This is a genomic window from Streptomyces sp., from assembly GCF_019510245.1.
In the GTDB taxonomy this organism is placed as follows: domain Bacteria; phylum Actinomycetota; class Actinomycetes; order Streptomycetales; family Streptomycetaceae; genus Streptomyces.
The window spans coordinates 1-13,355 of sequence record NZ_JAEKKT010000094.1 but is presented as its reverse complement, the minus strand read 5'-3'; the positions used below and the strand labels follow the sequence as shown (position 1 = coordinate 13,355).

The window sequence follows — 13,355 nt, the reverse complement described above, 5'->3', positions numbered from 1 at the left end:
ATCATGCTGTCGAGCAGGGCGGTGTCGAAGGTTCCCTCCGACGGCTCCCACAGGTCCCAGGCCACGGGCGCGAGGACCGTGTTCGCGCCCAGAGCGCTGACCTTGTCGAAGGCCGTGCTGATGGCTTGCGGGGTACTGGAGCTGGAGTTGTGTACTTCGGCGCCGAGGAGAACGAAGGGAGCACCGTCGATGAGCAGTTCCCGCCCTTCCAGTCGCACTCGGGTGGGCTGTCCGGGGATGGCTGCAGTCATGGTCTTTCTCTCAGTCGGTGGACTCGGATCGGGGCATCGGGGTCGGCCATGGGGTGCTCGCTCAGGTGGCTGTGACAGTGGTCTGGGCCACGTCGCAGCCCGGCGCCGTAGCCGTGATCCGGATCTCGCCGACGCCGGTGGGGCGTATGACGGCGATCGCGCGCCCCTGGTAGGTGCGGCGCTCCTTGGCGTCGAAGCGCTCTTCGGTGCAGGGATCCGCGCTGCCGAACGCCAGCAGGGTGCCGGCGCCGGTGACGTCGAGGTTCACCATTCGGTCGGCGGCAGCATGGAGGGTGCCGTCCGCGTCGGTCAGGGCGAGGGTGACGTAGACGAGGTCGCCGCCGTGCGCGGTGGCCGTCGGCCGGTCGGCCTCGGCGCGCAAGTGGACCGGACCGGTGGCGGATCGCAACGAGATGCGGCCGACGGGTTCGCCGCCGCGGTAGGCGATGGCTTCCAGTTCGCCCGGCTGGTAGGCGGTCTCGAAGGCGGTGCGGAAGCGGTGCCCCTCACCCACCGGCTGCCGGCCCAGGGAGCGGCCGTTGACCAGGAGTTCGACTTCGTCGGCGTCGCTGTAGACCTCGACGGTGACCGGCGCGTCCTCGAAGCCGGGCCAGGTCCAGCTGGCGACGGTGTCGCTCCAGGCCCACGGGGTGGCCGCGAGCGTCTCTCCGTGGTGCTGCGGTTGCAGAACGGCCAGGTAGGGCTGGTCGCGCAGGCCGAAGACGATCTCGCGGTAGTAGGACGCGGGGCGGCGGTGCCCGGTGATGTCGATGTCGCCGCAGCCCGCCACCAGGTACGGATAGGGCGCCATGAAGGCAGGGCGCGGGGTCTCGGGGGTGAGGTACTGCGGACGGCCGATGCCGACCTCGCCCAGATAGTCCCAGCCGGTCCAGGTGAAGTCGCCGATGACGTGGGCGTGCTCCTTGACCAGCTTCCAGTTGCCGTCGATGCGGGTGGGGAACGTCTCGGTACCGACGATGACCCGGTTCGGGAACAGTTCCCGGTCAAGCGCGTAGCGGCTCTCGGCGTAGTTCATGCCGGCCACGTCCAGGACGCCGAATGACTCGGCCGTGCGCTGGGTGACCAGCTCGGAGGAGCTGATCGCGTTCATCGCCGCTCCCGGGTCGGCCATCAGGGTGTTGATGCCCTCGCCCTCATCGACCCGCTGTCCTGCCTGTTGCCGCATGGCGGCCAGGTCGGACATGACGGCCAGCATCCCGTTGATTCCGTTGGTCACGTAGCGGGTGCTGTCGAGAGAGCGGACCTTCTCGGCGAGTGCGCGTCCTTGTGCGGCGCCGACGGGAGATCCGGTCTCGGGGATCTCGTTGCCAATGGAGTACATGATCACGCTGGGGTGATTGACGTCCTTGGCGACCATGGCCTCGATGTCGCGCTCCCACCATTCGGGGAAGTTCAGGCTGTAGTCGAAGTCGCTCTTGGCCGAGGTCCACATGTCGAAGGCCTCGTCCACGACCAGCATGCCCAGGCGGTCGCAGGAGTCCAGCATTGCCTTGCTCGCCGGGTGGTGGGACATCCGGATGGCGTTGAATCCCGCGTCCTTGAGGAGGCGTACCCGGCGCTCCTCCGCGCGAGCGAAGGTCGCCGCACCGAGGGGGCCGTTGTCGTGGTGGATGCACGCCCCGCGCAGTTTCACGCTCTCACCGTTGATCCTCAGCCCTCGGCGGGGGTCCAGCCGCAGCGAGCGGATGCCGAAGGTGACGGACTCGGCGTCCACCTGGCCGTCTGCGTCCTTGAGGGTCACCACGGCGGTGTACAGGTCAGGCGCGTCCGGGCTCCACAGTGAAGGGTCGGGTACGTAGAGGCGCTGACGCGCCGTCGCGGGTTCGCCCGGTAGCACGGTGATCCTGGTGGCGTCGGTGGCCACCACAGTCCCGTCCGCGTCGCGGACCTCGGTGACCAGGTCGAGCGTCCGGATGGCGATCGAGTCGTTCTCGACCCGGGTGGTGACCTCCGCCACCGCCAGCTCCGCCTCGATCTCGGGGGTGGTCACCTGGACGCCCTCGGGGGCGATGCGGGCCAGGGGGCCCACCAGCATCCAGGTGTCGCGGTAGATTCCCGCACCGGTGTACCAGCGGGAGTCGTGGTGGCTGCGGGCCACCACGCGGATCTCGTTGTCCTCGCCGAAGCGCAGGAACCGGTCGGCATCGATGTGGAACTGGGAGTAGCCGTACGGGCGTTGCCCGGCGTAGTCGCCGTTGATGTGCACCGTGGCGTCGCGGTAGACGCCCTCGAACTCGAACAGGATCCGTCTGCCCAGGAGTTCCTCGGGGACGTGAAACGTCTTGCGGTACTCGAAGGTCCCTCCGGGGAAGTAGGCGCCCGCGCCACCCTCGGCTCCGGTCGACTCGACCGGGACGACCCGTTCCTGCCCGATCATCGCGTCGTGCGGCACGGTCACCGGCTGGAACGGGGCGGATACCCCGGACAGTTCGACGAACGGGTTCACCTTGGGGCGGGCCTGCCAGTTGTCGTTGAATGCGGAGCGGAGCACGGGATCCTCTTTGTTCGACAATCGTCGGGCGAATGGTGCGGCCGGGCCGGCTTCGAGGCACCGGAGCCGGCCCGGGGACTTCGGGTCAGGCCGCTGCCTGACCCGCGTCGACCTCGTCGATCCGCTTGGCCCTCGGGACCAGCAGAGCGAGCGCGGCCCCCACCAGGCAGACGCCGCAGATCAGCCAGTAGCCGTGGGTGAAGCCGGAGTCGCGGTAGAACTGCGTCCCCTTCATGACCGTGCCGCCGCGGGCGAGCACCGTGAAGGCGAGCTGCGTGAAGACCACCTGGGCGACGCCCGCCGTCAGGTTCTGTGCCCCGTTGGCCAGGGCCTGTTCCGCAGGCGCCACCGCCTCGATGATCATGATCGGGGTGGCGGAGACGATCATTCCCATCCCGATGGCGGCCACGATGCCCGTGATCATCAGTTGGGGTGCGGTGTGGTGGAAGTGGGAAGCGAAGCCGTACCCCGTGGTGGTGAGGACCGCACCGATCCCCAGCAGGATCCGGGCGTCGATCCGGCGGGCGAGGGCCCCGGTCACGACCGCCATCACCACGATCAGGACGCTCGCCGGCGCATTGATCAGGGCGTTGTGCGTCACCGACCAGCCCAGGCCGTCGGAGATCGTGGGGATCTTCGGCATGAGCGCCAGCAACTGGGCGACCGTACCCACGGAGTAGATCGCACCTGCGATGACCGAGGTGGCCAACAGGACCGTCCAGACCTGGCGTCGTTTCAGCAGCGCGAGTGGGAACAGCGGATTGGCCACGCGTCGCTCCACGAACGCGAAGGCGATCACCGCGACAAGCCCGCCACCGATGAAGCCGAGGGTCTTGCCGCTGGTCCAACCCCACTGCGAGCCTTCGCCGATCCCGTAGATCGCGGCGGCGAGGCCGCCGCCCAGCAGCAGGCCACCGATCCAGTCCATCCGGGCGTGCTCCTCGCGGACCGGGCTTTCCGGGACGAAGACCAGGACGAGCACCAGGCTCAGGGCTGTGGCGATCGCCATGAACCACAGCGCCCCGCGGAAGCCCCAGGAATCGATGACCCAACCCGACAGGAACGGGCCACCGAGCGCGACGAGGCCGATGCCGCCTCCCAGGAAACCGCTGGCCTGGCCGACCATACGACGAGGGAAGACATCGCGGGCCATCGCGTAGCCGAGAGCCGCGATCGGGCCGTAGATGCCGGCCAAGCCGCGCCCGACCAGAAGCGTGGAGTAGCTCGTGGCGGTGGCGGCGATCAGGTCACCGACCAGGCCCAGCGCGATGGCGACCAGCATCACGCGCTTCTTGCCGTAGATCCCGGCGGCCTTGACCACGAACGGGAGCAGGAAGATGCCGACCAGCGAGGAGGTCTGGGAGAACCACGCGATCCGCGTGGTGTGGAAGTGGATCGCGATCTCTGACTGGCTGTTGCCGACCAGCAGACCCACGATCGGCGAGAGCTGCACTGCCCAGAGCAGAGCGACCAGGATCAGGGCGTACCGTGCGCCGAATCTGCTCGTCTCGGATTCTTGCTGGGATGACGCCGTCGTCAGCGACATAGGGGACCTCTCACAGAGGGAAGGGGGTTCGCACTTCGTTGGAGCGCTCGTCGCGTCCTTCGACGTCCAGACGGGCTCCGCCGGCCGACGAGGCCGACGATCCGATCGGCTGGGCCCACGGCAACCGCAGGCGGGTCTCAGCTGAGGACGGAGAGAGCGGGGACAGCTCGGGGGCTTACCTCAGCTCAGCGCATTGCGCCGGGCGATGGCTCCCAGATACCGGGCGCTGTCCTTGACGTGACGCTGCTGGGTGGAGCGGTCGACGGCGATGAGGCCGAACGTCGGCCGGTAGCCGAGCATCCATTCGAAGTTGTCCAGCGCCGACCAGTAGTAGTAGCCGCGTACGTCGACGCCGTCGGCCAGGCAGCGTTCCACGCCGTCCAGGGCGAGACGGATGAAATGCGTCCGCCGGTTGTCGTCGTCCGTACCGATCCCGTTCTCGGTGACGATCATCGGCAGGCCGGCAGCGGCAGCTCGCCGCAGGACGTTCTCCAGCGCCTGTGGGTAGAACTCGTATCCCATCTGGGTCAGCTCGGCACCTTCGGGATGGAACGCGGCGCCGTCCGCGTCGACCAGCACCCGGCTGTAGTTCTGCACGCCGAGGAAGTCGTCGCCGTCCATTGCCGACAGGTAGTCGTCGAAGACCTCGGCCCACCGCTCGGCGGCGGCCTTCTCCCCGCCCGCCTCGGACTGCATGTCCTGCAGCGCCAGCGTGAGGCCCACTTGGGTGGAGGGGCTGACCTCCTTGATGACGCGACGCGCCTCCACATGAGCGCGCTTGACCACAGCCAGGCCCCTGTCGCTCCAGGTGAACAGGAACAGGTTCAGGTTCTCGGGGGTGGTACCGAGCGCGTCCGCACCCGCTGTGCGCCAGTCGCCGGCCCCCTCGGTCCGCAGTGTCCCCACGCCGACCGGTGCTTGCTCCACCGACACCCGCCCGGGCTTCACACCCGTCACGTCCTCGATCATCCGGCGTGTCAGCGAGGCGATATTGGCCTCGTTGATCGTGGCCACGTACGGGATCAGTGGGCCGAGTTCGCTCATGACAAGCCTGCAGTAGGCCGCGAAGCGCTCCGGGGTGCCCTCGTACTCCCAGCCGCCCAGCTTCATCAGCCAGCGCGGGCTGGTGAAGTGATGCAACGTCACCATCGGGGTGATCCCGAACTCCCGGCACGCCTCCAGCACATCTCGGTAGTGGGCGATCGCCGCCCGGGAGAACGCACCGTCCTCGGGCTCAACCCTGGCCCACTCGATGGAGAAGCGGTAGCTGGTGAAGCCGAGGTCACGCAGCAGGGCGAGATCTTGCCGGTAGAGCCGGTAGTGGTCGCAGGCGTCGCCGCTCGGCTCCGCGAAGCGGGAGACAGCAGCGTGCTCCAGTGCCCAGAAGTCACTGGCGACGTTGTTCCCCTCCACCTGGTGAGCGGCGGTCGCCGAACCCCAAAGGAAACCATCAGGAAAGACCACAGGTTGCTCCCTTGCACTTATGCGCATAAGCACTGCGCAACGGCACCCTAGGCATGGAGCTGCACGCGCGGCAAGACATGCACCTGTAACAGTCGGAGAACCTGTCGGGGCGGACGGCGGCCGACGGGCGGGGTCCACTGATGCGCAACAGCCGGCCGCCCTACGATGGGAGAAGATGACGACCGCCCCGGCAAGCCACCCCGACGAGAAGGCCATGACGCGACCCGCCAAACGCCCCACCAGCACTGATGTCGCGCGCGTCGCCGGCGTCTCCCAGGCCACCGTGAGCTACGTACTCAACAGCAGAGCCGACCAGTCGATCTCCGAAGAGACCAGGCGCCGTGTCCTCGAAGCCGCCAGGAACCTGGACTACCGACCCCATGCCTCCGCGCGCACCCTCGCCGCCGGCCGGAGCGACATCGCCCTGCTGTCAATCCCCGACCTGCCCATCGGTTCGGGCATCAGCCGCTTCGTCGAGCAACTCGCCGGCGAACTGGCAGAGCACGGCCTGACGCTCGTCACCCACATCACCGGAGCACATGGGCGGCCTCTGCCGGACATCTGTGCGGCGGTCGGCGCCTCGATCGTGATCGGATTCGATTCCTTCGACCAGGACACCACCCAGGCCCTCCGCCGGGCCGGCGCCGAAGTCGTGCTTCCCGCCAGCGATGCCAGGCTTCCGTCCGCGATGGGCCCGATCGGCCGCATGCAGGCTGAGCACCTGATCGACCGCGGGCACCAGCGCCTCGGTTACGCCCTTCCCGAGCATCCCGGCATGCTCCCGATGGCCCAGGAGCGGCTGCACGGCGCCACTGAAGCCTGCCTGGCCGCCGGCGTAGAACCGCCCGTCGCGCTGAGCACGAGCCTGGACAGCGCCAGCGCGGCCGCAGCGGTGGGCCAATGGGCAGCACGCTCCGTCACCGGCATCTGCGCGTTCAACGACGAAACGGCGATCGCCGTACTGGCAGGCATGCACGAACATCACCTCACCGCTCCCGCCGACCTCGCCGTCATCGGAGCCGACGACATTCCCACCGCGCGACTGAACATCCCACCCCTGACCACCATTTGCTTCGACCTCCACGAGGTGGTCCGCCGACGGACGGAAGCGATCCTGGCCAGCCTTGCGGGAAGCGAACCCCGTATTACCCCCGCCTGGATCAACCCGCAGGTCATACAGCGCTCGTCCACCTGAGCGAATACTCCAACGCCCCTGTGTCCCCGCGCCGGACTCGACGCAGGGGTGCGTACGGGCACCGCCGGACGGCATCCCCACCCCGCCTCTGACTGCCGTCTGCTTCGACCTGCACGAAGCGGTGCGCGGGCACCAGGGCAGCACAGACCGTCAGCGCCAAGGCCGGCGGGGACACGACGCGGTTCGAGATCAGCCCGCGCATGACCTCGGGCATGCCGCATGTGCGTGGACACCTTGCACCTTGAGGGTCCGGAGGAAGTTCGGGCGACGCATCGGCCTCTCCCTGCTGCCCGAAGAGCTTGCCGAACAGAGCCTGGCTTTCGCTCAGGCCCAGCTCTCCACCCAGTCCCGAACGGGACGATTCGCCGAGCCGCAATCCGTCGAGAAGACCGCTCCGGCCATCGATCGCCCTGCCGCAATTCTCGGCCGGCCGGTCCCACCGCAGCGGTGAGACCGATCGAGTGCAACTGACCGCCCGAGCTGGTCGTCGAGCAGGTTCTGGGCGCTGGCCGCGTAGTTGCTCGCAGTGGTGTGGGACAGGTTGAAGACCAGGGCGAGATGCAGTGGGTGGGCGCCGGCCCCGGAAGGACAGAACTGCGCGCTGAGATCGTGACCACCTCGTTCCACATCACCGCCTCGGCGATCTTCCGGGCCTCCTCCTTGTTGTACGACGGGCCCGGCCTCTGGCGGAAGGCGGTTCGCTGCCGCTTGGCTCGCGGCTCGGTGCCGCAGGTGGTCCTGGGGAACTGTAACGGCGGCTCCAACCCGCGGTGGACCCTGGGTAGTGCTGCCAAACCGGCCTTGCGGACCGCTGAAGCCTAAGCGCCGGACCCCCGGGTATTTCGGACATCGACGGCGTTCCTCGCCGCCGACCATCTGCTTCGGTGTGCCCCGTCTGCTGCGATCGCAGTAGACGCAAGTGTCTGCGTACGGCCAACGACGAGAGACCGGAGAAATGCGAGCGTGAGTGTGGACCGCGATCAGCGGTCCCACTCACTGCATTTCCTGGAAAGGCTCGTCGATGTCTGCTCTTGCCCGCTGGTGCCACCGGCACCGGCTCGCCGTCGTCCTGGCCTGGGTGGGCCTGTTGCTCGCCCTGGGCGCAGGAGTCGGCGCGGCCGGTAACGCCTTCGGCGACAGCCCGACCTCGCAGGACACCGACTCGGCCAAGGCCACCGCCCTGCTCCAGCAGGCCTCGAACAGCGCGGCCGGGAAGAGCGGCCGGGTCGTCTGGCAGCTGAAGGGCGGCACGGTCTCCGAAACCGCGGTCAGGAAGGCGATGACCGGCGCACTGGAGCACATCGCCGACGCTCCCGGCGTCGCCGCGGTGAGCAGCCCTTACACGCCCGAGGGCAGGGCACAGGTCAGCAAGGGCGGCGAGACGGCCTACGCCACGGTCGCCTTCGACCGGGATGTGGCGGACGCCCAGATCGACCACGTGAAGGAACTCGCCACCGCCCCGGAGACGGGAAGCCTGCACATCGCGCTCAACGGGCAGGCGTTCACGGTCAACCCCGAGGCGAACCCTGTCGCCGACGCGATGGGCATCATCCTCGCCTTCGTCGTGCTGCTGTTCGTGTTCCGCGCGGTGTGGGTGGCGGCGCTGCCCATCATCACCGCCATCGTCGGCGTGGGCACCTCGGCGGTCGCGGTCCTCCTGCTCAGTCACGTCATCACACTGTCCAGCACCACGCTGACCCTCGGATCGCTGATCGGCCTGGGCGTAGGCATCGACTATGCCCTGTTCATCGTCAACCGGCACCGCGCCAACCTCATGGCCGGCATGGCTGTCACCGAGTCGGTCGCCAAGTCCCTCAACACCTCCGGCCGCGCCGTCGTCTTCGCCGGTCTGACCGTCGTCATCGCCCTGCTCGGCATGCTCACCCTGAACGTCGGCATCATCAACGGCATGGCCCTCGGCGCGGCCCTCACCGTCGTCCTGACCGTCCTGGCCGCCATCACCCTGCTGCCCGCGCTGCTCGGCATGCTCGGCCCCCGGGTCCTCAGCCGCAAGGAGCGCGGGGAACTGACCGGAGAGGCGAGGAGTCGGCCTGCGGGCCGGGCCGGCCTGTGGGCCCGGTGGGCGGAACAGGTCCAGGCCCGGCCCAAGGTGCTGGGTGTGGTCGCCCTGGCCGTGCTGGCGGCGCTCGCCCTGCCCACGCTGTCGCTGCGCCTGGGCGCGGCCGACGACGGCAATCTGCCCACGACCTCGACGAACCGCCAAGCCTACGACATGATCGCCGACGGTTTCGGCCCGGGCTTCAACGGCCCGCTCGTCCTCGCCGTCCAGGCCCCCACCGCGGCCGACAAGGCGGCCGAGGCGAAGCTGGTGACCGCTCTCGAACAGGTCGACGGCGTCGCCAGTGCCGCTGCGGCTCCCATGAAGGAGGGACAGACGGTCGGTGTCATCTCTGTCGTCCCGGCGACCTCTCCGCAGTCGGCGGCCACCTCCGACCTGATCCACCACCTGCGGGACAAGGTGATACCGCCGGCCGAACAGGGCACGTCAATGAAGGTCTACGTCGGCGGTGTCACCGCGAGCAACGACGACTTCGCGTCGGTCCTGAAGGGCAAGCTCCCGCTGTTCGTCCTGGTGATCGCCGCGCTCGGCTTCATGCTGCTGACCGTTGCCTTCCGCAGCCTGCTCATCCCCGCCGTGGGGGCCGTACTGAACATCCTCAGCATCGGGGTGGCCTTCGGCGCGGTCGTCGTCGTCTTCCAGTACGGCTTCGGCGCCGGACTGCTCGGGCTCGGCTCCGCCGGACCGATCGAGGCGTTCGTGCCGATCCTGGTCGTCGGCATCATGTTCGGCCTGTCCATGGACTACCAGGTCTTCCTGGTCAGCCGGATGCGCGAGGAGTGGGCCCACACCGGCGACAGCCGCCGCGCGGTCCGTGTCGGCCAGGCGGAGACGGGCAAGGTCATCGCCGTCGCGGCCACCATCATGGTCTGCGTCTTCGGCTCCTTCGTCTTCGGCGGCATGCGGGTGATCTCCGAATTCGGAGTCAGCCTCGCGGTGGCCGTCGCCGTCGACGCCCTCCTGATCCGCATGGTCGTCGTCCCCGCCCTCATGCACCTGTGCGGCCGCGCCAACTGGTGGCTGCCCCGCCGACTGGACAAGGCCCTGCCCAACGTGTCCGTGGAAGGCCCCCTGGACGACCCGGTACACCCGCAGCAGCCGCTGGTGCGGGAGCCGCAGAGCGCCTACACGGCCGACTGAGGTCGACAGCACCACCTGACAACAGCCCCAGCGTGGGCCGGCCGATCAGGGCAATCCGGCGTCCCGCCGGCCCGCGCTGCTTACAGTCAGAGAATGGAGATGAGAATGGTGTGGCGGCAGTGGCTGGCCCGTCATGACCGGGTCAGGGACGCGCTCCCGGCGGTGCCGCTGATCGTGATCGCTATGGCGACGACCGCGGTCGGCAACTCCGCATGGCACGAGCCCCATTGGGACGAAGTGGTGTGGTCGGCCCTGTCCTGCGTCCCCCTGGTCGTCCGGAGCCGCTGGCCGCTGCAGGTCGCCCTTTTCACGTTGGCCGGCGACCTCACACTCATGACCGTCACGCACAACTCCCCGACCCCGGCCGCGTGCCTTGTCGCCCTCTACACGCTCGCCCTGCTCGGCGACCGGCGCACCGCGTGGATCGTCGGCTTCGTCGCGGCCGTGGCGATCGCCGGTGTCTACTCCGCCACCCACGCGCAGTCCGTGGTGGGGGGAGCCGGCCTGGTGCGGTTCGACTTCGCGCTCGGCGCCACCGTGCTGGGCCGCACCGTCCGTAACCGCCGCGACAACCTCGCGGCGGCCAGGGCGCGCGCGGAGCGCGCCGAACACACCCGGGAGGAGGAGGCCCGGCGTCGGGTCACCGAGGAACGCGTACGCATCGCGCGCGATCTGCACGATATCGTCGCCCACCACATCACCCTGGTCAACGCCCAGGCAGGAGTGGCCCACCACCTCATGCGCGCAAACCCCGAGCAGGCGTACCAGGCGCTGGCCCACATCAAAGACAACAGCCGCGCCGCCTTGGACGAACTGCGCGCCACAGTGGGGCTGTTGCGACAGCCCGACGACACACCCGGATCCCGGGCCCCCGTTCCCCGCCTGGACGATCTCGAGAACCTCGCCGACGGATTCCGTGCGAGCGGGCTGGACGTGAGGGTGAACCGTACCGGCACCCCCTCGTCGGTGGCACCCTCCACCGAGCTCACGGCCTACCGCATCGTCCAGGAAGCCCTCACCAACACCCACAAACACGCGTCCGCGACCCGGGCCGCCGTGATAGTGGACTACGGTGCGCACGGCCTTCGGGTCACCGTGACGGACGACGGACGTCCGGGCGTGCCCAAAGGGGCGGGCACCGGCCATGGGCTGATCGGTATGCACGAGCGGGCCGCCGCCGTGGGCGGTACCGTCTCTGCCGGCCCGCGCCCCGAGGGCGGCTTCCAAGTCGTCGCCGAACTGCCGATCTCACCCCACAACCGTCTGACACACGCGTGAGGAAAAGCCGCACATGACCATTCGAGTCCTGCTCGCCGACGACCAGGCTTTGCTCCGCGGCACTTTCCGGCTGCTCATCGACGCGCAGCAGGACATGGAGGTCGTCGCGGAGGCCTCCAACGGCCGGGAAGCGGCGCAGCTGGCCCGGTCCGAGCGCGCCGACGTGGTGGTGATGGACATCCGGATGCCGGAGGTCGACGGTATCGAGGCCACCCGGCTGATCGGTCAGGACGAGGACATGGCCGGAGTCAAGGTCCTCGTCCTGACCACCTTCGAGGAGGACGAGTTCGTCATCGAGGCGCTCCGGGCCGGCGCGAGCGGCTTCCTGGGCAAGGGAGTCGAGCCGGCTCAGCTTCTCGATGCCATCCGCCTTGTCGCAGCCGACGAGGCGTTGCTCTCCCCCACAGCCACCAAGGGCCTCATCGCCCGCGTCCTCGCCCAGCCCTCCCCCAGCGACCTCGTCGACCCCCGCAGGCTGGCCACGCTGACTCCCCGGGAACGCGAGGTGATGGCCCTGGTGGCCACCGGCCAGTCCAACGACGACATCGCCGAACGCCTCTTCGTCACCCCGGTCACCGTCAAGACCCACGCCAACCGGGCCATGGCCAAACTGGGTGCACGCGACCGCGCCCAACTCGTCGTCATCGCGTACGAGACCGGCCTGGTCCGCGCCGGAGAACCGCAAGACTGAGGCGGGCCGTCCGCCCTCGGCACGGGTGGGCCTGCTCCGAGCGCCGACAGATTGCGGGACATGTGCCCGTCCTTGGCCGTTACGGCCGCCTCATTGTGCTGCAGCGAGCGCCGCGTCTGCCTTCACCGCGACCTACCTCTTCCTGCGCGGTCGCGTAGACCCCGCTCCTTCATGAGCGCGACTTCCTCCTCGGTCCGCAGGCTCTTGCCCAGCCACGGTGCGGGGTCGTCTGCGTTGCAGAAGTCGTGGAACAGCACGGTGACCACGTAGTCCAGGTCCTCGAACTCCTCCGACCGCAGCCAGACATCGCGCTGTCACGACGGACTCGCAAGGGCGAGAACCGCCGGCACAACATGAAGTCGGAAGACCGGGAACTCAATGCCGTGATCCGTCAAGATTCGAACCCACTGACAGGGCGAGAGACTACCCACTGACCAGTGCGCTGTTCACGGAACTGCGGACAGAGGTGTTTGTCTTCTTCCGGTGGTCGGCCTGGCTATGTCGGTGAGTAGGGGCTCTGGTCCACTTCGTGTGGTCGCGTACGCAGGGTGACTGTTGGCCTTCGCGTGATGGTGGTTGAGTTCGCCCGAAAATCGCTGGGCTGGATGGTGGTGTGGTCGACAGTCCTTCGCCGTGAACACAGTGCGACCGCAGCTGGATGAGCTGCTGTTCTCCTCGGTGGAGGGCGTGTTGGTGGAATCGGTCGAGGTGACCGACACGGTCGTCAGGGTCGATGCCCATACAACCGCAGGGCGGGCACCCTGCCCGGGAGAGGGACGGGACAGCCCACCGTGCCGGACCGGCAGGATCGTGCGCCGCCGACGAGCGCGGTCGCCATGCCCGTCCCACCGTTCGCGGGCTGCACCGCGACGTGTTCCCCGACCGGGGTGCGGATCCACTCGTACGCGGATGCCGGCAGGTGTGATCCGGCTGAGACGTCGTCAGGCCCCGTTTACGTTGGCCTCGGTGTGCCGGCTTTCGAGGCCGCCGTTCAGGGACCGCGCGAGTTCTGGCATCGGACGGTTTGGACGTCGTGTGGTCGTGTGGTCGTGTGGTGCTTTTTGGTCAGGGGGTGGGGTTGGAGTAGAAGGCGTTGATCTCGGCCAGGACGCGGTCGGGTGCTTCGTGGAGGAGGAAGTGTCCGGCCCCGGGGACGGCGGCGGAGGTGGCGTGGGGGGCGGCGTCCTGGAGGGGCGGC

The 13,355-nt window shown here is 68.7% G+C and carries 8 protein-coding genes; 4 read left to right on the top strand and 4 right to left on the bottom strand.

The genetic code is table 11. The annotated features are described in order from the left end of the window. From JF597_RS05555 to JF597_RS05540, 4 genes are all read right to left on the bottom strand, one after another. Positions 1-251: beta-galactosidase (locus tag JF597_RS05555; protein WP_293989947.1), on the bottom strand; the 251-nt coding region annotated here is incomplete at its 3' end. A gap of 61 nt (positions 252-312) precedes the next feature. Continuing rightward, complete coding sequence (locus tag JF597_RS05550) at positions 313-2,763, bottom strand: glycoside hydrolase family 2 TIM barrel-domain containing protein (RefSeq protein ID WP_293989945.1); 2,451 nt, start codon at positions 2,761-2,763, stop codon at positions 313-315. A gap of 85 nt (positions 2,764-2,848) precedes the next feature. Further along, positions 2,849-4,309 (bottom strand): MFS transporter, encoded by a 1,461-nt coding sequence (locus tag JF597_RS05545; protein ID WP_293989943.1) that lies wholly within the window; start codon positions 4,307-4,309, stop codon positions 2,849-2,851. Between the two features lie 180 nt (positions 4,310-4,489). Further along, a complete protein-coding gene (locus tag JF597_RS05540) occupies positions 4,490-5,800 on the bottom strand; it encodes a family 1 glycosylhydrolase (protein WP_293989941.1) in 1,311 nt (436 codons plus the stop codon). A 148-nt stretch (positions 5,801-5,948) separates the two neighbouring features. Here JF597_RS05540 and JF597_RS05535 point away from each other — a divergent pair, with 148 nt between their 5' ends. The 4 genes from JF597_RS05535 (at position 5,949) to JF597_RS05520 (ending at position 12,157) form a co-directional block, all read left to right on the top strand. Next, positions 5,949-6,968 (top strand): LacI family DNA-binding transcriptional regulator, encoded by a 1,020-nt coding sequence (locus JF597_RS05535; protein ID WP_293989939.1) that lies wholly within the window; start codon positions 5,949-5,951, stop codon positions 6,966-6,968. A 1,021-nt stretch (positions 6,969-7,989) separates the two neighbouring features. After that, a complete protein-coding gene (locus tag JF597_RS05530; RefSeq protein ID WP_293989937.1) occupies positions 7,990-10,188 on the top strand; it encodes an MMPL family transporter in 2,199 nt (732 codons plus the stop codon). A 93-nt stretch (positions 10,189-10,281) separates the two neighbouring features. Further along, positions 10,282-11,466 carry a sensor histidine kinase gene (locus tag JF597_RS05525; protein WP_293989935.1) on the top strand — a complete coding sequence of 395 codons (1,185 nt, stop codon included), beginning with the start codon at positions 10,282-10,284 and terminating at the stop codon, positions 11,464-11,466. A gap of 13 nt (positions 11,467-11,479) precedes the next feature. Continuing rightward, positions 11,480-12,157: a response regulator transcription factor gene (locus tag JF597_RS05520; protein ID WP_293989933.1), complete on the top strand. Its 678-nt coding sequence runs from the start codon at positions 11,480-11,482 to the stop codon at positions 12,155-12,157. Positions 12,158-13,355 lie beyond the last annotated feature (1,198 nt).

What these genes read in the sequence shown, in the direction of transcription:
- JF597_RS05525 (WP_293989935.1), top strand. Translation starts at nt 10,282, where the DNA reads ATGGAGATGAGAATGGTGTGGCGGCAGTGGCTGGCCCGTCATGACCGG.
- JF597_RS05520 (WP_293989933.1), top strand. Translation starts at nt 11,480, where the DNA reads ATGACCATTCGAGTCCTGCTCGCCGACGACCAGGCTTTGCTCCGCGGC.
- JF597_RS05540 (WP_293989941.1), bottom strand. Translation starts at nt 5,800, where the DNA reads ATGCGCATAAGTGCAAGGGAGCAACCTGTGGTCTTTCCTGATGGTTTC.
- JF597_RS05545 (WP_293989943.1), bottom strand. Translation starts at nt 4,309, where the DNA reads ATGTCGCTGACGACGGCGTCATCCCAGCAAGAATCCGAGACGAGCAGA.
- JF597_RS05535 (WP_293989939.1), top strand. Translation starts at nt 5,949, where the DNA reads ATGACGACCGCCCCGGCAAGCCACCCCGACGAGAAGGCCATGACGCGA.
- JF597_RS05530 (WP_293989937.1), top strand. Translation starts at nt 7,990, where the DNA reads ATGTCTGCTCTTGCCCGCTGGTGCCACCGGCACCGGCTCGCCGTCGTC.